This is a genomic window from Gordonia sp. UBA7599 (genome assembly GCA_002477755.1).
Classification (GTDB): domain Bacteria; phylum Actinomycetota; class Actinomycetes; order Mycobacteriales; family Mycobacteriaceae; genus Gordonia.
The window spans coordinates 1,012-24,725 of the sequence record DLKD01000012.1 but is presented as its reverse complement, the minus strand read 5'-3'; the positions used below and the strand labels follow the sequence as shown (position 1 = coordinate 24,725).

At 69.0% G+C, this 23,714-nt stretch carries 23 protein-coding genes and 1 riboswitch; of the genes, 12 read left to right on the top strand and 11 right to left on the bottom strand.

The annotated features are described in order from the left end of the window. Positions 1-43: 43 nt before the first annotated feature. Both B4L26_RS01340 and B4L26_RS01335 read right to left on the bottom strand, forming a co-directional pair. Positions 44-682, bottom strand: a complete 639-nt coding sequence (locus B4L26_RS01340; RefSeq protein WP_290714905.1) for a transglycosylase family protein — start codon at positions 680-682, stop codon at positions 44-46. A gap of 6 nt (positions 683-688) precedes the next feature. Continuing rightward, positions 689-882, bottom strand: a riboswitch (cyclic di-AMP (ydaO/yuaA leader). Positions 883-1,154: 272 nt separating this feature from the next. After that, on the bottom strand, positions 1,155-1,373 hold the full coding sequence (locus B4L26_RS01335) for a hypothetical protein (protein ID WP_290714902.1): 219 nt from the start codon (positions 1,371-1,373) through the stop codon (positions 1,155-1,157). A gap of 112 nt (positions 1,374-1,485) precedes the next feature. On the opposite strand from B4L26_RS01335, the gene B4L26_RS01330 reads away from it, so the two are divergent. Further along, positions 1,486-1,899 carry a cold-shock protein gene (locus tag B4L26_RS01330; protein WP_290714899.1) on the top strand — a complete coding sequence of 138 codons (414 nt, stop codon included), beginning with the start codon at positions 1,486-1,488 and terminating at the stop codon, positions 1,897-1,899. On the opposite strand, the gene B4L26_RS01325 is transcribed toward B4L26_RS01330, so the two are convergent. Together B4L26_RS01325 and B4L26_RS01320 are read right to left on the bottom strand one after the other, a co-directional pair. Beyond that, entirely contained in the window at positions 1,896-2,519 is a 624-nt protein-coding gene (locus tag B4L26_RS01325) for a DUF2771 family protein (protein ID WP_290714897.1), read from the bottom strand. The two genes, B4L26_RS01330 and B4L26_RS01325, sit on opposite strands and share 4 nt — an antisense overlap. Continuing rightward, the gene (locus B4L26_RS01320; protein ID WP_290714894.1) at positions 2,516-4,300 is read right to left on the bottom strand and encodes an MFS transporter; all 1,785 of its coding nucleotides are present in this window, start codon (positions 4,298-4,300) and stop codon (positions 2,516-2,518) included. The genes B4L26_RS01325 and B4L26_RS01320 overlap by 4 nt, the downstream gene beginning before the upstream one ends. A gap of 75 nt (positions 4,301-4,375) precedes the next feature. Between B4L26_RS01320 and B4L26_RS01315 the strand changes: the two genes are divergently transcribed. Genes B4L26_RS01315 through B4L26_RS01305 form a run of 3 tightly spaced genes read left to right on the top strand, consistent with a single transcriptional unit; the run spans position 4,376 to position 8,491 of the window. Continuing rightward, complete coding sequence (locus tag B4L26_RS01315) at positions 4,376-5,104, top strand: DUF3027 domain-containing protein (protein ID WP_409563494.1); 729 nt, start codon at positions 4,376-4,378, stop codon at positions 5,102-5,104. A 2-nt stretch (positions 5,105-5,106) separates the two neighbouring features. After that, on the top strand, positions 5,107-7,914 hold the full coding sequence (locus B4L26_RS01310) for a sacsin N-terminal ATP-binding-like domain-containing protein (protein ID WP_290714891.1): 2,808 nt from the start codon (positions 5,107-5,109) through the stop codon (positions 7,912-7,914). After that, entirely contained in the window at positions 7,904-8,491 is a 588-nt protein-coding gene (locus B4L26_RS01305; protein WP_290714889.1) for a phosphatase PAP2 family protein, read from the top strand. Before B4L26_RS01310 ends, B4L26_RS01305 begins: the two co-directional genes overlap by 11 nt. Here the strand turns inward: B4L26_RS01305 and B4L26_RS01300 are convergent. Beyond that, on the bottom strand, positions 8,451-8,705 hold the full coding sequence (locus B4L26_RS01300; protein WP_290714887.1) for a DUF2530 domain-containing protein: 255 nt from the start codon (positions 8,703-8,705) through the stop codon (positions 8,451-8,453). The genes B4L26_RS01305 and B4L26_RS01300 overlap by 41 nt on opposite strands. Positions 8,706-8,727: 22 nt before the next feature. Here B4L26_RS01300 and B4L26_RS01295 point away from each other — a divergent pair, with 22 nt between their 5' ends. Then, the gene (locus tag B4L26_RS01295; RefSeq protein ID WP_290714885.1) at positions 8,728-10,185 is read left to right on the top strand and encodes an NCS2 family permease; all 1,458 of its coding nucleotides are present in this window, start codon (positions 8,728-8,730) and stop codon (positions 10,183-10,185) included. A 16-nt stretch (positions 10,186-10,201) separates the two neighbouring features. On the opposite strand, the gene B4L26_RS01290 is transcribed toward B4L26_RS01295, so the two are convergent. Next, positions 10,202-11,440 (bottom strand): GNAT family N-acetyltransferase, encoded by a 1,239-nt coding sequence (locus B4L26_RS01290; protein WP_290714883.1) that lies wholly within the window; start codon positions 11,438-11,440, stop codon positions 10,202-10,204. 18 nt (positions 11,441-11,458) lie between these two features. Here B4L26_RS01290 and B4L26_RS01285 point away from each other — a divergent pair, with 18 nt between their 5' ends. Then, positions 11,459-12,370 (top strand): TrmH family RNA methyltransferase, encoded by a 912-nt coding sequence (locus B4L26_RS01285; RefSeq protein ID WP_290714881.1) that lies wholly within the window; start codon positions 11,459-11,461, stop codon positions 12,368-12,370. Between the two features lie 76 nt (positions 12,371-12,446). Beyond that, positions 12,447-12,611: a hypothetical protein gene (locus tag B4L26_RS01280; protein WP_290714879.1), complete on the top strand. Its 165-nt coding sequence runs from the start codon at positions 12,447-12,449 to the stop codon at positions 12,609-12,611. A 26-nt stretch (positions 12,612-12,637) separates the two neighbouring features. On the opposite strand, the gene sepH is transcribed toward B4L26_RS01280, so the two are convergent. Together sepH and serC are read right to left on the bottom strand one after the other, a co-directional pair. Continuing rightward, positions 12,638-13,429, bottom strand: coding sequence for a septation protein SepH (sepH, locus tag B4L26_RS01275; RefSeq protein ID WP_290714877.1), 792 nt, complete (start codon positions 13,427-13,429; stop codon positions 12,638-12,640). 92 nt (positions 13,430-13,521) lie between these two features. Then, a complete protein-coding gene (gene serC, locus B4L26_RS01270; RefSeq protein ID WP_290714874.1) occupies positions 13,522-14,658 on the bottom strand; it encodes a phosphoserine transaminase in 1,137 nt (378 codons plus the stop codon). Between the two features lie 89 nt (positions 14,659-14,747). Here serC and B4L26_RS01265 point away from each other — a divergent pair, with 89 nt between their 5' ends. Beyond that, positions 14,748-15,659 carry an ABC transporter ATP-binding protein gene (locus tag B4L26_RS01265; RefSeq protein WP_290714871.1) on the top strand — a complete coding sequence of 304 codons (912 nt, stop codon included), beginning with the start codon at positions 14,748-14,750 and terminating at the stop codon, positions 15,657-15,659. Then, positions 15,656-17,254: an ABC transporter permease gene (locus B4L26_RS01260; protein WP_290714868.1), complete on the top strand. Its 1,599-nt coding sequence runs from the start codon at positions 15,656-15,658 to the stop codon at positions 17,252-17,254. The genes B4L26_RS01265 and B4L26_RS01260 overlap by 4 nt, the downstream gene beginning before the upstream one ends. A gap of 2 nt (positions 17,255-17,256) precedes the next feature. Here the strand turns inward: B4L26_RS01260 and nhaA are convergent, their stop codons facing one another. Together nhaA and B4L26_RS01250 are read right to left on the bottom strand one after the other, a co-directional pair. After that, positions 17,257-18,489: a Na+/H+ antiporter NhaA gene (gene nhaA / locus B4L26_RS01255; protein WP_290714865.1), complete on the bottom strand. Its 1,233-nt coding sequence runs from the start codon at positions 18,487-18,489 to the stop codon at positions 17,257-17,259. Positions 18,490-18,497: 8 nt separating this feature from the next. Next, positions 18,498-19,622: a citrate synthase 2 gene (locus B4L26_RS01250; RefSeq protein ID WP_290714862.1), complete on the bottom strand. Its 1,125-nt coding sequence runs from the start codon at positions 19,620-19,622 to the stop codon at positions 18,498-18,500. Between the two features lie 64 nt (positions 19,623-19,686). Here B4L26_RS01250 and pdxH point away from each other — a divergent pair, with 64 nt between their 5' ends. The 3 genes from pdxH (at position 19,687) to B4L26_RS01235 (ending at position 22,891) form a co-directional block, all read left to right on the top strand. Continuing rightward, positions 19,687-20,397: a pyridoxamine 5'-phosphate oxidase gene (gene pdxH / locus B4L26_RS01245; RefSeq protein WP_409563493.1), complete on the top strand. Its 711-nt coding sequence runs from the start codon at positions 19,687-19,689 to the stop codon at positions 20,395-20,397. A gap of 23 nt (positions 20,398-20,420) precedes the next feature. Further along, a complete protein-coding gene (locus tag B4L26_RS01240; RefSeq protein ID WP_290714859.1) occupies positions 20,421-21,698 on the top strand; it encodes an MFS transporter in 1,278 nt (425 codons plus the stop codon). A 137-nt stretch (positions 21,699-21,835) separates the two neighbouring features. Beyond that, a complete protein-coding gene (locus B4L26_RS01235) occupies positions 21,836-22,891 on the top strand; it encodes a zinc-dependent alcohol dehydrogenase family protein (RefSeq protein WP_290714856.1) in 1,056 nt (351 codons plus the stop codon). Positions 22,892-22,926: 35 nt separating this feature from the next. Here B4L26_RS01235 and B4L26_RS01230 read toward each other — a convergent pair. Then, positions 22,927-23,714, bottom strand: a 788-nt coding sequence (locus tag B4L26_RS01230) for an oxygenase MpaB family protein (protein ID WP_290714854.1), incomplete at its 5' end; no start/stop codon positions are given.

Sequence of the window (23,714 nt, the reverse complement as noted above, 5' to 3'; positions counted from 1 at the left end):
TGCGGGGCGCCTTTGTAGTCAGCGGTGGGTTACCGCGTTCGCGTCAGTTCGCGAACGGCAGCTGGCCCTTGTGCTGGTTGTAGAGGTCGACCTGGCTCTTGTCGAGCTGGTAGCCGCTGGCCTTGGCGGCCTCCCACATGTTCGCGACGGTCGGGTCCATCTGGCCCTTCTTCTCGCGGGCCTTCACGACACCGTCAACCTGGTTGCGGACGTCGTCGCTGTCCTTGGCCTTCGGGGTGGCCTTCAGCGAAGTAGCGTTCTTCAGCTTCTTCTTCAGGCTGGTCGGGGCCTTGCTCGCGTCGCGCGGCGTGTGGCCGGAGAGCCCGGTGCCGCAGGTCGGCCAGGCACCCTTGCCCTGGCCCGCGAGGACGCGCTCGGCGATCTCGATCTGCTGCGCCTTCGTGGCCTGGTCAGCAGTGGGTGCGTACTTGGTGCCACCGTGGCCGGCCCAGGTGCTCGGCGAGAACTGCAGGCCGCCCTGGTAGCCGTTGCCGGTGTTGATGGCCCAGTTGCCGCCCGACTCGCAGGCCGCGACGCGGTCCCACTCGGCGTCGGTGGCCGCGTGAGCGGCGCCGGCGGAGGCGAGCGCTGCACCGCCGCCGATAACGGCAGAGGTCAGGGCCACCTTGGCGATGGTCTTGGAAGTGGTGCTGGTCGTCTGCTTGCGGTGACGTCCGGACATAGAACTGTTTCCTCTCTCCACGCGCCTACGAAGTCAGCTGTCGGGTTCGAGCGAGAGGTTGCCCGGCCGCGGGGGCTCCGCGGCTACACCCCAAGGATCCTGCGTGGATTCACATCCGCACAGAACCCGGTCTCACGGGAGATGGGTCCCCCGTCCTCACTCCTGAATGTCTTGTAAGGACAACGCGGCCGGTGGAGTGAGGCTCGGCGCGACCAGCTGCGTCGGTACTGCTATAGCCATCGGGTGATGGCCTACGACGAGGCTACGGAATAAGCGCCGGACTTCCTAAGTGATCGGGAAAGCGGGTTTTTCGCGTCGAAATGTGGGTCGGCCGATCCACTTCGGCGTTCGCCCAGTTCACGGGGTGAATCACGGTTCGTGTCCTTACCGTGACCATTTCGTGATGTGAGGAAGATCACAGTAACATTGTGACGCCCATCGCGGAGTTCGGCGTCCGCGTGGCAGGACAGGATCAGCGTGGGCGGCCGGAGGCGATCGTTCCAGCAATCGCGAGGAACAAGCCCACCGGTGTGCACATCGCGAGGAGGTACACCGGCAGCGGCGCGGTGTGCCCGGACCACACGGCCGGCACGAGGAACAGGGTGCCGATCGCGACGAGCCCGCACAGGAACAGGACCACGCCCGCCGCGAAGACTGTACGCGCGGGTGTCCTGCCCGTTCCGGTGCCCATGGCTGCCCACGCTAGTGCACACGCGGTAGGATGAGCGATCGAGGCTGCGTCTTGCTCGCCACACTCGGGAGCAGGGCGCTTTTTTGCGGCTGACAAGGAAAAGGTGAGTGCGGTGCCGACCGGCAAAGTGAAGTGGTACGACCCGGAGAGGGGATTCGGTTTCCTCTCGCAACCCGACGGGGAGGACGTCTACGTCCGTTCGTCGGCGCTGCCCGCTGGAGTCGAGTCGCTCAAACCCGGTCAGCGCGTGGAGTTCGGGATGGCCGCGGGCCGTCGCGGCCCGCAGGCGTTGAGTGTCACCGTCCTCGACCCGGCACCCAGCGTGGAGAAGAACACACGCGAAGCTGCTCGTGAGGAGGCCCGGCGTCATAGCCCCGACGAGCTCCACGGCATGGTCGCCGATCTGATCACCCTGCTCGAGGGCAAGGTGCAGCCGACGCTGCGCCAGGGCCGCTACCCCGACCGCAAGACCGCGCAGCGGATCTCCGAGGTCGTTCGGGCGGTCGCGCGCGAGCTCGACGCCTAGTCCTTGGCGAACTCTTTGACGTCGTCGACCATCCGCTGGTCCGGGTCTTTGCCCGTTGCCGCCTTCTCGTAGGCGTCGATCAGCGGCTTCTGGTCGGTCGGCGTCGTGTTGATGGCGAACAGTCCGCGCCGCACCAGCTGATCGTCGGAATCCCCGGCGAGCATCTTGGCGGGCAGGCTGATCTCGACATTGATCAAGATGCGCGTGCGCGTCGACGGCAGAAGCAGCGCCGCAGTGCCGGTGCCGCTGCGGAAGTTCTTCAGCAGCAGCTGCGAGCCGTTCGGGGTGAGGTACTGGACGACGACCGACCACGGGTCGCCGGCGACATTCGACGACAGGCGCACCTTCAGCGACTCGCCGATCGGTACAGGGAAGCGCGTGAGTCGGGCGGGGTCGAGCTTGCGGAAATCGCCGTCGCACCCCTGCAACTGGTAGTCGCACAGCACCGTCGGATACGCACGCGTGCTGTGCGGGCCAGCCGAGAGCGTGACGTACGGACGGTCGTCGACGTGCGTGCGTGACGCCCAGAAGGCGGCGGCACCGGCGATGACGGCCGCGTACAGCAGTGCGCAGACGCCGATCAGCGCGAGGGTCTTCTTCTCCGAAGGGGTGAGGTTCACTGGTCTCCCGGGGCTGGCGGCCAACCGTCGTCGAGCGGCCGGGTGGGGAAGGCCCGCGTCGGCGCGCCGGTGGGGCCGGGGGGCTGGGGTCGTCGGTCGCGGGGGGTCCGCGGCATGGCCGTCGTCGGAATCGCCGTCGTCGGTGGCGTCGGGTCGGGTCGGTGGATGGCCTCGGTGGCCGACGGGTCGGGGCGGACGATGACCTCGGTGGGCATCGTCGCCGGTGCGACTTCGGGCCGGTGGCCGCCACCGAGACCGGGGACGATCGTGGCGCCCCGGCTGGTGAGGACCGTCTGCACCAACCCCCCGGCCAGGAGTGCGGCGACCACGCCGAAACCGATCGAGAACGTCGAGCGCGCCAAGAGGACGCCGATGCTCGCACCGAACACCCAACCGAGCTGCAGTACGGTCTCCGACCGTCCGAACGCCGAGGCGCGCGAGGCCTCGGGCAGGTCGGACTGGATGGAGGAGTCGAGACAGACCTTGCCCACCGCAGAGCCGGCCGACGCGAGGAATGCGGTGATCGCCGCGGCGGCAACGGTGGTGAACGACCCGGTGGCGAACAGCGGGACGATCGCCGCGGCCGTCGCGACCGCGAAACACACCGCGACGACCCACACGATGATCTTCGGCGGATTCGACAGCTTCAGACGTGTCCCGAGGCCGTTGCCGAGGACGTTGCCCACACCGGCGGCACCGCCGACGACGCCGAGCATTGCCATCTGCACCCAGCCGTCGAGCCCCTCCTGGTTGCGCGCGTAGAACGCGACGAACAGGGTGAGGAACCCGGTGAGGATGCGGATCGTGCCGTTGCCCCACAGCCCGGTCACCACGTTGCGCCCCAATGGCTGACGGATCGTGTCGGAGATGACCCGGCCGGCGCGGCGGGCGCGTTCACGCGCAGAGATATCGGGTTTGGGCTGGTTGCGGTAGGTCAGCGTCGTCGGGATCTCACCGGCGGTGACCTCCACCCAGGACGGGATCTTCATGCAGTAGTAGGCACCGATGCACGCGATGACGATCAACAGCAGCATTGCGCCGGGCCAGTGCAGCGGCAGGAGCGTGCCCAGCAGCATCTCGAACGCGGCGGCGACGGCGCCGCCGACCATGGTGCCGCCGAGCAGCGCGAAAGTCGTCAGCCGCGAGTTCACTCGGACCAGGTCGATGCTGGGCGGCACGACGCGCGGTGTGACCGCGGACTTCAGCACACCGAACGACTTGGAGAACACCAGTAGCCCCAGCGCGCACGGATAGAGGACCCACGGGTCGTACACCAGCTGGTGGCCGGCGGGATCCCACTCGTAGTTGCTGACGATCAAGATTGCTAGGACCGCGCGTGCGGCGAAGGTGGCGGCCATCGCCGCGCGCCGACCATGCTGCAACCGGTCCAGGAGTGGTCCGATGAGCGGCGCGATCAGTGCGAAAGGTGCGATCGTCAGCAGCAGGTACAGGCCCACCTTGCCCTCGGACCCGCTGGCGGCGGCGAAGAACAGGGTGTTGGCCAGCGCGATCGCCATGGCGGCGTCGACGGCGGCGTTGGCGACGACGGGGATGGTCAGCGCCGTCAGTCCGGACTGGTCGGCGCCGTCGGCGGTGGCCGCGCGGGCGATCGTGTCGATGCCGCGGTTGGTCAGCTTCTTGCCGTGTCGGGCCGCGCGTCGGGTGAGCGAGGTCTTCGGCGGCACATCCTCACTGGGAAATGCCGCGGCCTTCTGTGCCCGCGTCGCCTCCAGCGGGGGCAGGTGCGGGTTGCGCGACGGCTGCTGGTTACCAGAACTCACGACGACAATTCTTCCCTATCGCGCCGACACCGGGTTGGCGTGCCACGCCCCATCGCGGTGATGCACACTGGTGGGGTGAGTCTTACAGCCCAAATCGACTTGCTCCGCGGTGCCGTCGACGCCGCGCGCGAGGCCATCGTCGTTGACGGCGGCGCGCCCGGCGACCACGTCGAGGTCGTCGTCGAGGACGACAACTCGGCTGCCCACTACTTCACGGCCGACCTGCCCGGCTACCGCGGCTGGCGCTGGTGCGCCGTCGTGGCGCTCGCCGACGCCGATGATTCGGTCACCGTCAGCGAGGTCGTCCTGTTGCCCGGCGACGGGTCGTTGCTCGCGCCGCCGTGGGTGCCGTGGTGCGAGCGTATCGCCGCCGGTGATCTGCAGCCCGGCGACCAACTCGCCGCCGAGCCCGACGATCCGCGCCTGGTGCCCAATCAGGTCGACAGCGGTGACCTGGAAGAGCTCGACACCGAGTTGGGCCTCGGGCGTCGGCGCGTGCTGAGCGCGCAGGGACGCGACGAGGCCGCGCAGCGCTGGTACGACGGTGAGTTCGGGCCGCTCTCAGCGATGGCGCAAGCCGCCAAGCACCACTGCGAGACGTGCGGGTTCTACCTCCAACTGTCCGGCGCCCTGCGCGTCGCGTTCGGGGTGTGCGCCAACGAGTTCGCCGCCGACGGCCACGTCGTGTCCGCCGAGTACGGCTGCGGCGCCCACTCCGACATCGCGCCGCGACCGCCGGTGTCCACACCGCAGTTCGACCCGTTCGACGACGGGGTGCTCGAGGTGTTCGCCACGGTGGACTGACCGTGACCGACCCCGACCCGTTCGGCGTCGCGTCGCGGCGTGCTGCCGTCCTGGATGCGTGGCACGGGTCGCCGACGAGGCTCATCGAGGACTCGCGCGCCGAGGCCGACCTCGCCGCCGTCGGGTACCGCGACCGGCTGTTCACCGAGCTGGCCGCCAATGCCGCCGACGCGGCCGTCGCTGCCGGAGTGTCGGGCCATCTCGCGGTGTGGCGCGACGCCGACGGTGCGTTGCACGTCGCAAACACCGGGGAACCGCTGACCGCCGACGGGGTGGCGTCGCTGCTGGCGTTGCGTGTCTCGGCGAAAGAGCGCGACGACGAGACGGTCGGACGGTTCGGCGTGGGCTTCGCCGCCGTGGTCCCGGTCGCCGACCGGGTGGAGATCCGATCCTCCACGACGGCACTGGTCTTCGACCGCACGCAGACCGAGGACGCAATCGTCTCGGCCCGAATCGTGCCGTCGGACGAACCGGTGCCGCTCCTGCGACTCGCGTGGCTCTCCGACGAGGCGCCCGCGACGGAGTTCGACACCGAGATCGTGCTGGTGCCGCGCGCCGGGATCGACGTTGACGATCTATTGGAAGGCATCGCCGAGCAAGTCTGCGACCGCCTGCTGGAACTACCTGCGCTAGCGCAGATCACCGTTGGCGACGTCGCGGTCACCGCGGTGCGTGGCGACGGGGAGATCCGTTTCGAGCCGGTTGATTCGCCGATCCCCGGTGCTAGGAACGTCTGGCGCGAGGCGATAACCGGGGACGTGCGGTGGCTGGGTCTCGATACCAAAGTCGGAGGTCGAGTGGCCGCGACGGAGGAGCGGCTGTATCGAGACCCCGAGACCCTGCGCACGCCCACACCCACCGACATCGAGATCTCAGTCCCCGCGCGGGTGATCGCGCCGCTGCCGGTGACGCCCGACCGACGCCACCTCATGCCCGGCGTCAACGTCGGCACGCTCGCACCGGGCTACATCGCACTGGTACGGGCATTCAGCCCGGCGCAGCGCCCGGGGTTCGTGCCCCGCGCCCTACCCCGCAACAGCGTCGACGCCCGGCTCTTGGAGTCCATCGGCGAGGAGTTGGCCACCAATGCGTGGGTCCCGGCCGCCGACGGGGGAGACGACCTCGCGCCGCGGCACACACTCGTCGTCGCCGATCTTTCCGACGCGTTGGCCGCCTGCCTCGGTCCGGTGCTCGCGCAGCTCGCACACCCCGACGTGTCCGGCCCGCAGCAGCGTGCGGCGCTCCTGGCCGTCGGCGCCCGCGAGATCGGGTTGGCCGACATCGCCGAGGCCGCCGGCGACCTCGACCGGCCCGCGGCGTGGTGGGCGCAGCTCTACGAGGCGCTGGCTCCTCTCGTCGTGAGCGGCACCGACGCCGAGGAACTCGGGGCGCTGCCCGTCCCCAGGGTTGACGGACGTCGCAACCTGGGGGCGCGTGGACTGGTGATCGCGCCGGCCGGGGTGGCGGCGCCGTGGGCGCCGACGGTCCACCCCGACGCCGTGCACCCCCTGCTGGAACGGCTGGGTGCCCAATCGGTCGGGGCTGGTGAACTCCTGGCCCACGACGACCTCGTCGCGGCACTGGCCGATGCCGCCGAGCACGGGACCGACGACGAGGTCGCCGATCTCGCCGACTCGGTGCTCGCCCTGCTGGCCGCCGACCCCGAGGCGGTCCTGTCAGCTGAGGCATCGCGCGAACTGCTGCTGCCCGACGTCGACGGCGAACCCGTCCACGTCGACGAACTCCTGCTGGCCGATTCGCCGCTGGCCGCGATCCTGGCCGACGACCTGCCCTTCGCGATCGTCGACGAGCAGCTCGCGGAACGGTTCGGCGGCGATGTTCTACGCCGGGCAGGCGTCGGATGGGGATTCCTCACCGTCGCTGAGCAGTGGCCCACCGCGCCCGACCACGACCTGCACGACGAGGAGCGCTGGTGGGCCGGGTTGTCTGAACAGCCGCCGTCGATGACGGCCGTCCGCGATCTCGACCTCGTGCCGGACGACCGATGGTCCGACGCGCTGGCACTGATGGCGAACGATCCGGCGACCGCGCTTCTGCTTGCCGATCGCGCCGGGTACACCGCGTGGTGGCTGCGCGAGCATGCCCGAATCAACGGCCGCGAGGTGCGCTCCTATCGACGCCCCGACGCCGAGGTGTTAGCGGGAATAGTTGACCCCCTCGACCATCCGGACGCGGCCGCATTAGGCGGGATTCTCGTCGACGACGTTGTGGCCGACGTCGCGACGGCCGCGTTGATCCTGACCAACCTCGGCGACGCCGATCGGCCCATCCTGCCCGGTGCCGTGGTGCGCGGCTACGGAGAGGTCGTCGCGGCGATCGCCCGCGGCGACGTCGACGTGCACGAGCTAGATGTGCTGCTGTCCGGCGTTCCGGCGGCGCGCGCCCTCGACGGTTCGGTGATCGATGACGGCACTGGCCGCGACGCGGTGGTGATCGACGCATCGCAGTACCTGTCAGTCGTGGCGGCAGACCTCGCTGTGGTGGCTGGGCTGCCGGTCACCGCCGACGCCGCGCGCGAACTCGCCGACGTGCTCGACCTTCCGCTCGCGTCGGATGCCCTCACGGCCCGAGTCGTGAGTACCGGCAGGACGACGACCTGGGACGCCGATGCGGATGCGCTGCGGTTCGCCGCCGGACACGGGGGAGACCAGCCGCGCGGGGAAGTCGTCGTGCACGACGGTCTGCTCGTTGCGACCGACAGCGGCGAGTACCGCGTCAACAGGTGGGTCGACGCCAACGGTGCCGTCCACGTCGACGTCCTCGGATACGGTGGGCGCCATGCGGACTGACCTGCCGTCGAGCACGCCGTTCGACGCCGGTGTGCTCGACTTCGTCGTCGGCCACCGCACTCGGTTCTTGACCAGCCTGTGCGAGAGCCTGAGTTGGCTCGGCTCGACGATGACGCTAACGGTCATCGTCATCGTCGCCGGCGCCTTGTTCGCAGCTTTTCGGCTGTGGCGCAGTGCCCTGATGGTGTGGCTGGGATCGGTGACGGGCTATTGGCTGATGGTCGTGCTCAAGAACACGATCGCGCGCGATCGGCCGCCGCCGGAGTACCGGCTCGTCCATGCCGCGTACCACTCGATGCCGTCGGGCCACGCGATGATGAGCGCGATCGTGTTCGGGCTGATCGCCGTCGGGCTGTTCCGGTGCTGCGCGTGGATCCGCGAGCATCCCGACGTCCTGCTCGTCGCGCCGATCCTGTCGTTCCTGATCGGGCTCAGCCGCGTGTATCTGGGTGTGCACTGGATGACCGACGTACTCGCCGGCTGGGCGATCGGCGCGGTCTGGCTCGCGGTCGTCGCGACCGTGGCGCGCCTAGGTGCTACTCCAAGCCCTCTTGCGCCGTCTTCGAGCCGCGCCTGACTGCCGCGAGCTGAGCCGCGACGATCGACGTCCCGATGACCCCGACGCCCAGGCCCCATAGGCACACGTGCAGGGTGAGACCGCCGACACCGGTCACCAGCGCGACGATGGTCGCGATCAACCAGGCAGCGAACCCGACGATGATCACCGGTCCGGGTTCGCGCAGCACCTTGGGCAGCTCGGGAACCGGGGTGACTTCGCGCGCGTCAGACATGAGATCAGGTTAACGTCTTCTCGTGAGCGCGCCCCCGGCACTGTCCCGAGTCGATTCCTTCTTCCATGTCACCGAACGGGGTTCGACGCCGTTGCGCGAACTGCGGGGCGGCGTCGTCACCTTCTTCACGATGGCCTACATCGTCGTGCTGAACCCGATCATCCTCGGCGGCACGCCGGGCAATCCGCTCAACGCCGACATCGCGGGCAACGTGCTGCCGATGGCCGCCGTCGCCGCGGTCACCGCGCTCGTCGCGGGCGTGATGTGCCTGGTGTTCGGTGTCGTCGCGAACTACCCGTTCGCATTCGCCGCCGGCCTGGGCATCAACAGCCTGCTGGCCGTCAGCGTCACCACGCAGGTGACGTGGCCGCAGGCCATGGGGCTGGTGGTCCTCAACGGCGTCATCATCGTCGTGCTGGCCGTGACGGGCTTCCGCACCGCGGTGTTCAACGCGGTGCCCGCCGAGTTGAAGGCCGCGATCGCCGCGGGCATCGGCGCGTTCATCGCATTCATCGGCTTCGTCGACTCCGGCTTCGTCAAACGCGTCCCCGATGCCGCCCACACGACCGTCCCGGTGCAACTCGGTGATTCCGGGTCGATCAACACCTGGCCGGTGTTCGTGTTCGCCATCGGCCTGCTGATCATGGGTGTGCTCACAGTGCGCAAGGTGGCCGGTGGCCTGCTGATCGGCATCGTGATCACCACCGTGTTGGCCATCATCATCGAGGCGGTGGCCAAGCCCGGCGACTGGGCGCTGAACACCCCGAAGCTGCCCGACTCGATCGGCGGCCTGCCGGACCTGTCCCTCGTGGGCAATGTCGATCTGTTCGGCGCGTTCAGCGAACACGGCACCCCGGCGCACGTCATCTCCGCGCCCGCCATCGGCGCGACGATCCTGCTGTTCACCATCGTCTTGTCCAATTTCTTCGACGCGATGGGCACCATGACGGGCCTGGGCAAGGAGGCCGGTCTCGCCGACGAGAACGGCACGCTGCCCGACATCGGCAAAGCGCTGGCCGTCGAGGGCACCGGCGCCATCGCCGGCGGTCTGGGCTCCGCGTCGTCGAGTACCGTGTTCGTCGAATCGGCGTCGGGCATCGCCGAAGGTGCGCGCACGGGCCTGGCCAACATCGTCACCGGCGTCCTGTTCCTCGCCGCGATGTTCTTCACCCCCCTCTACAAGGTCGTGCCCTTGGAGGCAGTCGCCCCCGCACTGGTCGTGGTCGGCGCGCTGATGATCGGGCAGATCCGCACCATCGACTTCACCCGCTTTGAATACGCGCTGCCGGCGTTCCTGACCATCGTCGCGATGCCGTTCACGTACTCGATCGCCAACGGCATCGGCCTCGGGTTCATCAGCTGGGTGGTCCTGGCGACCGCCCGCGGCAAGGCGCGCGAAGTCCACCCCATCCTCTGGGCGGTGGCCGCGGTCTTCGTCCTTTACTTCGCCCGCGCGCCGATCCAGGAATTGCTCACCTGATCGGAAGCGGGTCCGATCAAAAGTCGGTGCCGGTGGCGGGATGGTTCTGCGCCTGCCATGACAGCGCGAACGCGCGCAGCAGCTCCGGCGACGACGCCCGTACCCGGCCCGCCGCGGCGAGGTCGCGCGCATCGACGCCGCCGAGGTACAGACTGCCCAGGGCGGCGATGTCGCAGCTGATCTCCCCGTTGGTTCCGGCGGCCGTCTCGTCGCGCGCCACGTCTGCCGTCCCGTCGACGATGTGCAGGCGGAAGCGACCGCCCTCGCCACCGGACGGATCATCGACGACGAGCACGGCGTCGAGATCGGCGGCGTCGGTCCGCGCGGCCAGGGCGGCGGGCACGTCGAGGACCGCGACCCACAGGGTGTCGCGGCGACGAGTCACCGACACCCCGCGCAGGTCGGTCAACTTGAACGGAAGCGGGTCCCCGACGTCGAGAGTGCCCGTCGTCGACGCCACCAGGTCCAGCGCCGCCAACACGCGCCACAGCTCGGTGTGGGCCTCGGGGGTGACCGCGACGACTTCTTCGATCCGCGCGACCGGCAGCTCGCCGCCGTCGGCCGAATCGAGCCGGTAGGTCGCATAGCCGTCCGGGTGCACGATGGTGTGCCGCTCGCTGAGCGTGGGCAGCCGGCTCGACGGCCGGTCGTCGAGTTCGGCCTGCCACCACAGCGCGTCGCGCGCCATGACTCCCGGATGGACCCGCCCCCACCGCTCGTACAACGGCGGTGCGAGAACGGCGAGTTCGGCGGCGTCGACGAAGCGCACGGGTGACTGCGCCGGCGCCGGTACGCGCAGGGTCTGCGGCCCGTCGATGCGGACGGACTCGGCGAACACCGCCGGCCCGAAGCCGAACCTTTCGTAGATGGTGCCCTCCGAGGCCCACAACGCCGCTACCGCATGACCCTCGTCGGCCCACTTCGCCCGCAGCCGGGTCAGCAGCTCGCGCAGGATTCCGCGACGACGGTGCGTCGGCGAGACCGACACCCACGTGAGTCCCGGGAAGCCGATCGATCCGCCGGGCACCGACATCTGCAGCCGGTAGTACATCGCCATCCCGACCAGCGGTGCCCCCGGCAGCGCGGGATCGCGGGCGATCATCGTGTCCTCGTCGGCGATGCGGGCCCGCTCATTGGCCTGCTGGTGCTCGTCGAGCGGGGCGGTGATCCCGAAGGCCCGGGCGGTGGACGCGAAGATCTCGCGCCAGTCCCCGTCGACGGCGGGGCGGAACTCCAGTCCGTGGTGCGCAGGCATGCGACTACCGTATCGGTGGTGTCCGCCTCTCCGACGCTTCCCGTGCGCGTCGTCGATATCACCGATCCCGACGACGAGCGGGTCGACGACTTTCGTGACCTGAATTCCGTCGACCGCCGCCCCGACCTCCCGGTGCTCCCCGGTGGACGCGTCGGCAAAGGGCTCGTGATCGCCGAGGGTGTGCTCGTCGTGCAGCGGATGGTGGCCTCCCGGTTCATCCCGCACGCGTTCCTCGGCGTCGACCGCCGACTCGGCGAACTCGGCACGACGCTGCTGCCCGTCGACGATCCCGACGCGGGTCAGGATTCGGCCTGCTCGCTACGGCTCCCGGCGCCGGTCCCGTTCTATCGGGCCACCGCCGAGGTGATGGCCCAGGTCGTCGGGTTTCACCTCAACCGCGGCGTGCTCGGCGTCGCCCGGCGCCCCGCCGAACTCACCGTCGAGCAGGCAGTCGAGGGCGCTTCGGTGCTGGCCGTACTCGAAGGCGTCAACGACCACGAGAACATCGGCTCGATCTTCCGCAACGCGGCCGGCCTCGGCGTTGACGCCGTCCTCTTCGGCTCCGGGTGCGCCGATCCGCTGTACCGGCGGTGTGTCCGCGTGTCGATGGGCCACGCGCTGCTCGTGCCGTTCGTGAAGCTGCCGGACTGGCCGGGCGAACTCGACCTGCTGGCACAGCGGGGGTTCACGACGGTGTCGTTGACGCCGGATCCGGCGGTGCCGCTGTTGGCCGACGCCGTGGAGTCTGCGTCGCGGGTCGCCTTCCTGGTCGGCGCGGAGGGGCCGGGGCTCAGTGCTGCGGCGATGCGCGCCAGCCACGTGCGGGCCCGTATCCCGATGAGCCGGGGTACTGATTCGCTGAACGTCGCCACCGCTGCGGCGGTCGCCTTTTACGAACTAGCCCGCCGGGACAAGGGCGGAAACGAGTAGTCGGCTACTCGCGCTGAGGGCGGATTGTCGGGTTTCACTGGTGTGGCCAATTGATCGCAATACCGGGAGGTCCACCATGAAAAAACGCAGTCTGTCCGCCGTCGTCGCCACCATTGCGGCCGTCGCTCTGCTCACCTTCGGCTTCGGCGCGACGTCGGCACCCGATCCGTCGCAGACCCAGGCGGACACGCCGGCGTACTGCCCCAAGCTGGGGTCCATCGACCTTCCCTGCATGGTCTGACTGCGGCAGGTCGTCCGCGGCGGCGCCTATTGGTGCGGGTTGCTGCCGCGGACGCCGAGCAGGACGTCCTCCCAGCCCGGAACCTCGGGCTTGGCCTTACGGCGCGCGCGTTTAGGCGGTTCGTGATCCGACTCCTGCTCGCGTTCGGCGGGCGGGGGCGGCGGTGCGACGACGCTCTGCGCGTCGACGGTCACCGATTCGGCCGGATCGGCCACCGGCTGAAGTTGGTGGCGCCCGGCCGATCCGGGGTGGAGCAACTCGTCGGCGGTGTTGTCGAGGGCATCGGTCGTGCCGCCCTGCGAGCCGGGCGCGTAGCGCCAGTGGGCGTGGTTCACAGTATGTCCGGCGGTCCAGGTCAGCTGGCCGACCCAGTTGCCGTCGTCGCCCTTCCAGGCATCCCATTCGCCGACCGCGGGGTTGAGACCGCGCGACCGCAGGGCCGCCGCCACGATCTCGTCGAGCGTGGCCAGTGCCGGACCGTCCTCGCGCATCGGATGGGACGCGCGGATCAACTCTGCGGCGCGGGTGCGTTCCAACAGCACCGGGTGAGCGAAGCGCTGGACCCGGTCGGCGGTCGTGCCGGCTTCCGCGGCGACTTCCTCCACGCTGGCTCCGGCGCGGATGCGTGCCTGGATCTCCCGGGGTCGCAGCAGCGAGTCCATCTCGATCTGGATCTGACCCAACCGGGTGACGTCGCCGCGGGCCGCTGCGCGCAACCGGTCGTCGGCGGGAATGCGGAACTTCTCCCCGGTCTCAGCGTCGACGCAGATGACGTGACTGGCGTCAGCGTCGACGCTGGTGACGCGCAGCTCACGCATCGGAACCCTCCTCGCTGACGGCTAGGCCCCAGGCTAGTGCACTCCCCACCGTCGAGGGGGCAGACACGCAGGCCGGAGGGGGTGCGTCCAGGTTAGAGGCGCTCCACCACGTACTCGATGCACGCGGTCAACGCCGATACGTCGTCGGGGTCGATTGCCGGGAACATACCGATGCGCAGCTGGTTGCGCCCGAGCTTGCGGTACGGCTCGGTGTCGACGACTCCGTTGGCGCGCAACGCTTTTGCGACCGCGGCGGCGTCGACCGAATCGTCGAAGTCGATCGTCCCGACCACCTGGCTGCGATGCGCTTCGTCGGCGAAAGGCGTTGTGTAGGAGGTCTTCTCCGCCCACGAGTACAGGCGCGAGCTGGAATCGGCGGTGCGCGAGACGCACCAGTCCAGGCCGCCGTTGGCGTTCATCCACTCGATCTGGTTCGCAAACAGCAGCAGGGTGGCGATCGCGGGGGTGTTGTAGGTCTGGTTCTTGGAGCTGTTGTCGACGGCGGTCGCCAGCGAGAGGAACTCGGGGACGTACCGGTCGGTGGCGTCGATCTCGGCGACGCGGGCGAGTGCGGCCGGGCTCATCAGCGCGATCCACAGCCCGCCGTCGGCGGCGAAGCATTTCTGCGGAGCGAAGTAGTAGACGTCGGTGGTGGAGACGTCGACGGGCAGACCGCCCGCGCCCGACGTCGCATCGATGGCGACGAGGGCATCACCGGCGGCTGCCGGGCGCAGCACCGGCACCGCGACGCCGGTCGACGTCTCGTTGTGGGCCCAGCCCACCAAGTCGACGCCGTCGAAGTCCGCGGCGGTCAGTGCCGCCGGGTCCGGCGCGGTGCCCGGGTCGGTCGAGACGACCTTCGGATCGTCGAGCCAGGGCGCCCGCTTGGTGACGGTGGCGAACTTCGACGAGAACTCGCCGTAGGTCAGATTCAGGGCTTGCTTGCGGACCAACCCGAAGGCCGCGGCATCCCAGAAGGCGGTGGTGCCGCCGTTGGAGAGGACGACCTCATAGCCGTCGGGAAGCGAGAAGAGCTGGGCCAGACCCTCGCGGATCGACCCCACGACGTTCTTCACCGGCGCCTGACGGTGGCTGGTGCCGAACACCGAAGCGCCGGTGTCGACGAGCGACTGCAACTGCTCCGGCCGGACCTTGGACGGGCCGCAGCCGAAGCGGCCGTCGGCGGGGAGCAGGTCGGCGGGAATGGTGATCTGCGCGGAGTCGGTCATGAACACCAATCGTAGGTGCTGGCGCGCATGATGGTTGCAGGGCCCTGCGCGATTGTGGGGTGGAGCACGCAGTACGGGAGGCACAGAAGATGGACGACGTGATCGAGGTCCGGGCGCTGGTCAAGAAGTTCGGTTCGTTCGCGGCCCTCGACGGGCTCGACCTGACCGTCGCCGCCGGTGAAGTCGCCGGATTCCTCGGCCCCAACGGTGCGGGGAAGTCGACGACGATCCGCGTGCTTCTCGGGATGTACCGCAGCAGCGGCGGCACGGCGCGGGTCTTCGGGCTCGATCCGTTCGCCGACGCCGTCGCAATCCACTCCCGGCTGGCGTACGTGCCCGGTGACGTGAGCCTGTGGCCACAGCTCACCGGCGGCGAATGCATCGACGTCCTGCTGCGCCTGCGCGGCGTCGACCCGGCGAGCAGTCGCAAAGCCGAGCTCATCGAGCGGTTCGAACTCGACCCCACCAAGCGCAGCGGCACGTACTCCAAGGGGAACCGGCAAAAGGTCGCGCTGGTGGCGGCCCTGGCCGCAGACGCCGAGTTGTTCATCTTCGACGAGCCGACCTCGGGGCTGGACCCGTTGATGGCCAAGCAGTTCCAGACCTCGGCGCGCGAGGCGGCCGGGCGCGGTGCGGCGGTCCTGATGTCGAGCCACATCCTGTCCGAGGTCGAGGAACTGTGCGAGTCAGTCACGATCATCCGGGCGGGCAAGACCGTGCAGGCCGGGACGCTGGCGCAACTGCGCCACCTGCGACGGTCGCGGGTGCGGGTGACCGTCGGCGACGGTGACGTCGGTGTCCTGCGCGGAATCGACGGGGTGCACGATGTCGAAACGAGTGACGGTGCCGACGGGACCGATGTCTCGTTCACCGTCGCGCCGGAGGGCCTCGACGCGGTCACGCGCGCGCTCGGCGGGCTGTCGGTGAAGCAGCTTCTCGTTGAACCGCCGAGTCTCGAGGAGCTGTTCCTACACGCCTACGACGAGTCCGGCGCGCGATGACGGCGGACTTCGCGTCGACCGGGTTGCTCACCCGGCTGGACCTGCGCCGGGAACGGATCATCGCGCCGGTGACGGCGGTCGTGCTCATCGCCACCAACGCCGCGACGGTGTCTTCGGTCAACACCCTGTACGGGACGCCCGAAGAGCGTCAAAGCCTCGCAGCCGGTGCCGCGGCGAACTCCGCGTTCAAGCTGTTGCTCGGACCGCTCGAGCACCTGCAGTCCAACGCGGCCGTCGCGTCGTGGCGCGCCGGGCTGTTCATGATCGCGGCGTCGGCGGTGTGCGCGGCGCTGATGGTCACGCGCCTGACGCGCAAGGAGGAGGAACTCGGCAGGCTCGAACTGGTGCGCGCGGGCCGGACCGGCCGCCTCGCGCCGTTGACGGCGGCGGTGATCGTCGCCCTTGGATTCGCGGTAGTCATCGGTGTCGGCATGGCCGGGCTCATGGCGTCGGCGGGCGCCACGGGTACCGAGGCGGCGGTCGTCGGCGGCCAATACGCCAGTACCTCGCTGGCGGCGATCGGGTTGGCGGCGCTGACCGCACAGGTCGCGACCACCGCCCGGTTGGCAAACCTGATCGCCGTCGCCGTGGTGATCGGCGGGTACGTGGTGCGGGGTGCAGGTGACGCATCCGGATGGGAATGGCTGCGTTGGACCAATCCGGTCGGATGGGCCCAGCAGATGGACCCGTTCGGAGCGAACTCGTGGTGGCCCGCACTGCTGTGCGTCGCCTTCTTCGCGACGACCGTCGCGGCCGCAGCGTGGGCGAGCGGGCATCGCGATCTCGGGGGCGGGCTGATCACACCCGCGCCGGGACCGCCGTCGTCGACCGTGTCGTCGGTCGCCGGTCTGATCGTGCGGTTGCACCGTGGTGCGTTCCTCGGCTGGTTGGTCGGGATCGGTGTGTTCGCGCTGTTGATCGGTGTGCTGGTGAACGCGGCGACGTCCTTGACCGCAGACAACCCGCAGATGATGGACTACTTGCACCGCCTCGGCGGCCCGGGTGCGCTCTCGAAGGTCTTCCTTGCGGTGATCATGAGCTATCTGGGATTCGCGGCGGCCACCTGGGCGGTGACCGCGATCAGCCGGACCCGTGCCGACGAGAGTGCCGGGCGGATCGAGGTGTTGCTGGCGACGCCGACCTCGCGATCGGCGTTCATCGCGAGCCAACTCGGACTCGTCGTCGTTGGCGTGTCGGTGTTGCTGGTGACCGCGGGATTGCTGGTGGGGCTCGGCGCTGGTGCAGTCACGGGTGACTGGGCGGGAATGATCTCCGACGCGGTGCGGGGTGCCGCGGTGCAGATCCCGGCGGCGCTGGTGATCGCCGTCGGGGTGGTCGCGCTCTACGCGATTACGCCGCGGCTGGTCGTCGGAGGCGGCTGGACGATGGTCGTTGCAGCCTTCCTCCTGGGTCCGATGGGCGAACTGTTCGGGCTCGGGCAGACCGTGCGCAACCTGTCGCCGTTCACCCACCTCCCGATGGTGCCGTCACAACCGATGCGATGGGTGCCGGTGGTCGTGTTGCTTCTGATCGTCGTGGCGCTCGGAGCGCTCGCGAGGTGGCGGTTCGACCGCCGCGACGTAGAGGGAGCCTGATCTCACTTCCGGCGGTTGCGCAGCGCGAGGAGTGATCCGGCCAAGACGGCGGCGGCGGTCGATGCGACGAGGATGGCGAGTTTGGCGTGGCGCAGGGCCGTCGGCTCGTCGTCGAAGGTCAGTTCGGCGACGAGGAGTGAGACGGTGAATCCGATGCCGGCGAGGACGGAGACGCCGAACAAGTCGATCCAACGCACCCCGGTCCCCAGGTTGGCCTTCGACAGCTTGATGGTGAGCCAGGTGGTGCCGAGAATGCCGATCGGCTTGCCCAGCAGCAGGCCGGCGATGATTCCCAGCGCGATCGGATCGCTGAGCGCGTCGAGGAGAGACTCGTTGCCACCCAGTGCGACACCGGCGGAGAAGAACGCGAAGACCGGTACCGCGAATCCGGCCGACAGCGGCCGGAATCGGTGCTCGAACTGCCCCGCCAATCCGTCGTTCCCGTCGACGTCGCTGCCACGGAGGACCGGGACGGCGAAGCCGAGGAGCACTCCGGCGATGGTCGAGTGGATTCCCGAGGCGTGGACGAACCCCCAGGTGATGAGACCGAGGGGGAGGAGCACGGCCCACGCCGCCCAGTCGTTGCGGGCGAACCAGTCAGCGTAGCGGTGGGTGAAGAAGGCGAACAACGCCAGCGGAACCAACGCGAGGAGCAGGGGAGTGGGGCTGACGTGCTCGGTGTACACGACGGCGATGATGACGATGGCGATGAGGTCGTCGACGACGGCCAGGGTGAGCAGGAACAATCGCAACGACGCCGGTAGGCGCGATCCGACGACAGCCAGGACTGCCACGGCGAACGCGATGTCGGTGGCGGTGGGGATCGCCCAGCCGTCCGCGCCGGGACCGCCGCGGTTGATCGCGAAGTAGATCAGTGCCGGCACCGCGACGCCGCCGAATGCGGCGAGCACGGGCACCAGCGCGGTGTGCGGGGAGCGGAGCTCGCCGTCGACGAATTCGCGTTTGAGCTCGAGTCCGACGAGGAAGAAGAAGATGGCGAGCAGGCCGTCGGCGGCCCAGTGGCCGATCGACAGTTCCAGGTGCCAGGGCCCGTAGCCGACGACGGTGTCTCGTACCCTGGCGTATGTGTCCGACAGTGGGCTGTTGGCGACGACGAGGGCGATGGCCGCGGCACCGACCAGCAGGAAGCCGCCCACGGTCTCCTTGCGGAGGATCTCCGCGACGCGCAGGGTCTCGCGATCAGGACCCCGACCGAAGGCTCCAGTCGCACCCACCCGTCGGGCTAGACGGCGTCGGGCGTGATCGTGCTCCAGCCCTCGACATCCTCGGGCCGGCGCGGCGGGGGACCGGTGTAGATCGCGGCGGGGCGCACAAGACGGCCGAGCTTCTTCTGCTCGAGGATGTGGGCACACCAACCGGCCGAACGGCCACAGGTGAACATTGCCGGCATCATCGGCGCGGGCACCCCCGCGTAGTCGAGGATCACTGCCGCCCAGAATTCGACGTTCGTCTCGATTGCGCGGTCGGGCCGGCGCTCGCGCAGCTCGGCGAGGGCCGCCTGCTCCAGCGACGCAGCGACCTCGAAGCGCGGCACCTCCAGTCGTCGGGCGGTCTCGCGCAGGACGCGGGCACGCGGGTCCTCCGCGCGGTACACGCGGTGCCCGAAGCCCATCAGCTTCTCCTTGCGGTCCAGGATGCCCTTGACCAGGCCGCGTGCATCGCCGGACTTCTCGACCTCGGCGATCATCGGCAGCACTCGCGCCGGGGCGCCGCCGTGCAGCGGTCCCGACATCGCGCCTATCGCCCCCGACAGCGCCGCGGCGACATCGGCGCCCGTCGACGCGATCACTCGTGCGGTGAACGTCGAGGCGTTCATGCCGTGCTCGGCGGCGCTGACCCAGTAGGCATCGATCGCCTCGATGTGCTTGGGATCAGGCTCGCCGCGCCACCGCGTCATGAATCGTTCGGTGACGCTCGCGCACTCGTCGACGCGGCTCTGCGGCACCGGCGGCAGGTCGCCGCGCGCGGACTGTGCGACGTAGGACAGCGTCATCACCGATGCGCGTGCGAGGTCGGCGCGCGCCTGCTCGTCGTCGATATCCAAGAGCGGTTCGAAACCCCACAGTGGCGCGAGCGTCGGCAGCGCGGCCTGGACGTCGACGCGGACGTCGCCGGTGCGCGTCACCAACTCCAGCGGCGGCGCCGGGTCCAGCGAATGGCCGAAGCGACCGTCGACCAACAGTGCCCACACGTCGCCGAAGGTGACCCGGTTCTCCACCAGGTCTTCGATGTCGACCCCGCGGTAGCGCAGGTTGCCGCCGTCCTTGTCGGGCTCGGCGATCTCGGTGGTGAAGGCGACGACGCCTTCGAGGCCGGGGGTGAAATCAGCGGGAACGGCTGTAGTCATGATCTGATCCTAGGCCGCGCCGGGATGGCTTGGGCTCCGATGGGGCGGAGTAGCTTGGGCACCTATGGAGACGCCGAGCGGAGACCCCACCAATCTTGCCGCGATGCGCGTCGGATACGGCAGCCCGGTGACGACCGGGGCCGACGGCGTGGCGCAGCACCTCGACGTGACTTGGCTGACCGGTGCCCCGCCGTGGCTGGCGTTGTTCCAACGGTGGCTCGCCGAGGCGGTTGCCGCGAGGATCCCCGAGCCCAACGCCATGGTCGTGGGCACGGTCGACGCCGATGGCGTACCCGCCACGCGGACTGTGCTGTGCAAGGGCGCCGCGGCCCCCGGTATCACGTTCTTCACCGGCTACGAGTCGGCCAAAGGGCTCGCCCTGGCCGCCCACCCCGTGGCGTCGCTGACGTTTCCGTGGATCGCGCTGGAGCGCCAGGTCCACTTCCGCGGTGCCGTCCGCAAGGTCGGCGCCGACGTGACGCAGGCGTATTGGGATTCGCGTCCGCGCGGCTCGCAGATCTCGGCTTATGCGTCGTCGCAGTCGCGGCCGATTGCCGGTCGTGCGGAGTTGGAGGAGCTCGCCGCGGCCACCGCGGAGAGGTTCGGGGGCGTCGACGGCGACGAGCCGGTCCCAGTGCCGCCGCACTGGGGCGGATACCTCGTCGATGTGGCCTACGCGGAGTTCTGGCAGGGTCGCGCCGACCGCCTGCACAACCGTGTGAGCGCGCGTCGCACCGCCGACGGCGGGTGGGACCTTCAGCGGCTGCAGCCCTGAACGATGCGTAAGAAGGCATAGCGGTGCGTCGATTCCTGGCCGATACCCGGCCCCTGACCAATGACGATTTCCGCCATCTGTGGGTGGCGAACATCGTCACGGTCATCGGTGCCCAACTCACCGTCGTCGCAGTTCCGCTGCAGATCTACGCGATCACGCAGAGCTCGGCCTATGTCGGGCTGACCGGGTTGTTCGGGCTGGTGCCGCTCATCGTGTTCGGCCTGTGGGGCGGCGCCTTGGCCGACGTCTTCGACCGTCGCACGATCCTGCTGGTGACAACGTCGGGTCTCATCGCGACCGCAGGGTTGTTCTTCCTGCAGGCCGCCGCCGGGTGGAACAACGTGTGGGTGTTGCTGGCGCTGTTTTCCGTGCAGCAGGCGTTTTTCGCGGTGAACCAGCCGACCCGCAGTGCGGTGCTGCCGCGCATCCTTCCCGCGGCCCAGCTGCCGGCCGCGAACTCGTTGAACATGACGGTGATGCAGGCCGGCGCGATCGTCGGACCGCTGCTCGGCGGTGTCCTGGTCACCGTCGTCGGGTTCTCGGTGATGTATCTACTCGACAGTCTGTCGCTGCTGACGACGCTGTGGGCGGTGTGGCGGCTCCCGGCGCTGCAGCCCGAGGACTCCGACGGTCCGCGCCCCGGAGTCGGGTTGCGCTCGATCCTCGACGGGTTCAGCTACCTGCGCGGGCACAAGGTGTTGTTGATGTCGTTCGTCGTCGACCTCATCGCCATGATCTTCGGGATGCCGCGAATCCTGTTCCCGCAGATCGCGCACGAGGACTTCGGTGGGCGGACCGACGGCGGGTGGCAGGTCGCGCTGCTGTTCGCGGCCATCCCGCTGGGCGCCGTGGTGGGCGGGGTGTTCTCCGGCTGGGTGTCTCGCGTGGTCCGGCAGGGGCTGGCGGTCGTGGTGTGCATCGTGATCTGGGGTCTGTCGATGGCGTTGGCGGGGTTCGCGCTGTTCTTCTCCGATGGTTCGTGGTGGCCGGTGCTGCCGCTGGTCCTCGTCGCGCTGGTCGTCGGCGGTGCCGCCGACATGGTGTCCGCGGCGTTCCGGATGACGATGCTGCAGTCGGCCGCCGACGATGCGGTGCGTGGTCGGTTGCAGGGCGTCTTCATCGTCGTCGTGGCCGGTGGGCCGCGGCTGGCCGACGTTTCCCACGGCTGGGCGGCGGCGGTCGCGGGCACCGCAGTCGCGACAGCTGGCGGCGGGGTGGCCGTCGTGGTGTTGACGATCGTCGCGGCGATCGTCGTGCCGGTGTTCGTGCGCTATCGAGTCGTCCCGAGCGCGAGTGCCTAACCCCGCACGTTTCGTCAATCCCGTCTCGATCGACGTTGGATTCACGAATCAGTGATGGGGGTTCGCTCGGATGCGGACCGCATTCCGACGAGTTGGCCTAGCGTTGAAATCGGCTATCGCAGCGTGAGGAGATTCGCATGAAAGCACTCGTTTACCACGGCCCCGGCCAGAAGTCCTGGGATGAGGTTGCCGACCCGACGATCATCGACGCGACCGACGTCATCGTGAAGATCGACGCCACCACCATCTGCGGCACCGATCTCCACATCCTCAAAGGCGACGTCCCCGCCGTCACCCCGGGCCGGATCCTCGGTCACGAGGGCGTCGGCACCATCACCGAGGTCGGGTCTGCCGTCACCACCCTGCAGGTGGGCGACCAGGTGATCCTCTCGTGTGTCAGCTCCTGCGGAAAGTGTGGCTACTGCAAAGCAGGCGTGTACTCGCACTGTCAGGCACCTGAAGGCGCGGCTGGTATCGGGTGGATCTTCGGCCACCTGATCGACGGCACCCAGGCCGAATACGTCCGAGTCCCGTTCGCGGAGAACTCGGTGTACAAACTTCCGGACACGGTCAGTGCCGAACAGGGCGTCATCCTCTCCGACATCCTGCCCACCGGGCATGAGATCGGAGTGCAGTACGGCCATGTGAAGGCGGGGGACGTGGTTGCCGTCGTCGGCGCTGGACCGGTCGGCCTTGCCGTCATCTCCACGGCCCGGTTGTACGGGCCGAGCCGGATCATTGCAATCGACCTAGACGCCAACCGGGTCAAGGAGGCTGCAAAATTCGGTGCCACCGACGGGGTGGTCTCGTCCGACGGCGATTGGCGGGAGCAAGTCCTGGCGATGACCGATGGGCTCGGTGTCGATGTCGCAGTCGAAGCCGTCGGCATCCCGCAGACCTGGCAGATGTGCGTCGATGTGGTCCGTCCCGCGGGCAGTATCGCCAATGTCGGCGTTCACGGTTCTTCCGTCCAACTGGACTTGCAGGACCTGTGGATCACGAACATCGACATCTCGATGGGTCTGGTGAACACCGACACCCTCGGCACGCTGCTGAAGATGGTCGCCTCTCGGCAACTCGACCCGGACGTTTTCATCAGTCACCGGTTCAAGCTCGAAGAGATCATGGATGCCTACGACGTGTTTGCCAACGCTGCGCAGACCAAGGCGCTCAAGGTGGTGCTTACCGCCTGACGGTCCGGCCCTCGAGCGGGCGGCGGTGTCGGACCTCAGTCGTTGACGTCGTTGGACTGCCAGGGCAGATTCGCACGGCGAGAGGCGTGGACCGGGCAATAGTGGATGGGCTTGCCGCGCTCGACGCCCGACGGGAGGTTGCGCGCCGGTGTCTCGAGCACCGGGGCGTCGGTGGCGACGCGACCGGTCAGGCGGTCGTCGGCGTCACGGGCACGCGGGTGGCGGCGGTAGCGCCGCGGCACCAGCTTCATACCGAGATTGACGGCTTTGCCGAAGAGGCGGAAAAGCTTCTCGTCGCGCTCGCTCCAGCTCAGGCCCATCATTTCGCGGACCGGCGCGTCGTAGAGGCCGGTGGTGATCCACATGAACATTTTCTGACCCTGGGCGGCCTGAATTCGCCACAGCCAGCGCGGGGTCCACGAAGGCATCCACGGCGGCGGCGGCAACTTGGTGATGTCGAGGACGGTGCGGACCGCGGCGTGGTCGCGCAGTTCATACCGGCACATGTGGTCCCAGTAGGCCAGGAAGTCCTCGTAGGTGTCGGGGACGGGCCGCATCGAGACGCCATAGCGCGAGTACCAGGTGCGTGACTCTTCGAAGAGCTGCCGCTTCTCGGCTTCGGTGATCGGGGGGCCGAAGGCCTCCGCGCAGCGGATGTTGCCATACCAGAAGGTGGCGTGCGCCCAGTAGAAGACGTCGGGGTCCAGAGCGTGGTAGCGGCCGCCGTCGTCCATCCGTCCCTTGATGGTCTTGTGGTAGTCGCGGACCTCGCGGCCGGTCGTCTCCGGGTCGGAGTCGAAGACGACGCCGCCGATCGGGTACA

Coding starts and splice junctions, on each gene's coding strand:
- B4L26_RS01235 (WP_290714856.1), top strand. CDS start 21,836: ATGAAAGCACTCGTTTACCACGGCCCCGGCCAGAAGTCCTGGGATGAG.
- B4L26_RS01335 (WP_290714902.1), bottom strand. CDS start 1,373: ATGGGCACCGGAACGGGCAGGACACCCGCGCGTACAGTCTTCGCGGCG.
- B4L26_RS01290 (WP_290714883.1), bottom strand. CDS start 11,440: ATGCCTGCGCACCACGGACTGGAGTTCCGCCCCGCCGTCGACGGGGAC.
- sepH (WP_290714877.1), bottom strand. CDS start 13,429: ATGCGTGAGCTGCGCGTCACCAGCGTCGACGCTGACGCCAGTCACGTC.
- B4L26_RS01305 (WP_290714889.1), top strand. CDS start 7,904: ATGCGGACTGACCTGCCGTCGAGCACGCCGTTCGACGCCGGTGTGCTC.
- B4L26_RS01260 (WP_290714868.1), top strand. CDS start 15,656: ATGACGGCGGACTTCGCGTCGACCGGGTTGCTCACCCGGCTGGACCTG.
- B4L26_RS01300 (WP_290714887.1), bottom strand. CDS start 8,705: ATGTCTGACGCGCGCGAAGTCACCCCGGTTCCCGAGCTGCCCAAGGTG.
- B4L26_RS01265 (WP_290714871.1), top strand. CDS start 14,748: ATGGACGACGTGATCGAGGTCCGGGCGCTGGTCAAGAAGTTCGGTTCG.
- serC (WP_290714874.1), bottom strand. CDS start 14,658: ATGACCGACTCCGCGCAGATCACCATTCCCGCCGACCTGCTCCCCGCC.
- B4L26_RS01280 (WP_290714879.1), top strand. CDS start 12,447: ATGAAAAAACGCAGTCTGTCCGCCGTCGTCGCCACCATTGCGGCCGTC.
- B4L26_RS01250 (WP_290714862.1), bottom strand. CDS start 19,622: ATGACTACAGCCGTTCCCGCTGATTTCACCCCCGGCCTCGAAGGCGTC.
- B4L26_RS01340 (WP_290714905.1), bottom strand. CDS start 682: ATGTCCGGACGTCACCGCAAGCAGACGACCAGCACCACTTCCAAGACC.
- pdxH (WP_409563493.1), top strand. CDS start 19,687: ATGGAGACGCCGAGCGGAGACCCCACCAATCTTGCCGCGATGCGCGTC.